1 protein-coding gene is annotated in these 278 nt (G+C 28.4%); it reads left to right on the top strand.

The window, feature by feature from the left end; translation table 11 throughout:
* Positions 1 to 228: hypothetical protein (locus tag KVT11_RS19760; RefSeq protein ID WP_217609136.1), on the top strand; the 228-nt coding region annotated here is incomplete at its 5' end.
* Positions 229 to 278 lie beyond the last annotated feature (50 nt).

Raw genomic sequence — 278 nt, 5'->3', positions numbered from 1 at the left:
GCATCACTTGTCAGAGAAGAGGGTGAAGAAGGTGAGGCATCACCTGTCAGCAAATCTATAGGAATTTTTATTTGTTTTTCTAGAACTATTTTGTTATATTTTATGATGATAATGTCTTGTGAAGATTATGACCATGAATTAAATTTTTTGAAATTATATGGAGCAGACAAATTATTTAATTTTACAAATAGCTTTTGTATTTGTATTGAGGGATCATATGATGCGTGAAGTTTAAATTGAATTATAGATCCCTATTATAAAAGATCTATTCATTTTCC

Source organism: Bacillus sp. GbtcB10, from assembly GCF_019091365.1.
GTDB classification, from domain to species: domain Bacteria; phylum Bacillota; class Bacilli; order Bacillales; family Bacillaceae; genus Bacillus; species Bacillus altitudinis.
This window is presented reverse-complemented; position numbering and strand designations above follow the sequence as displayed.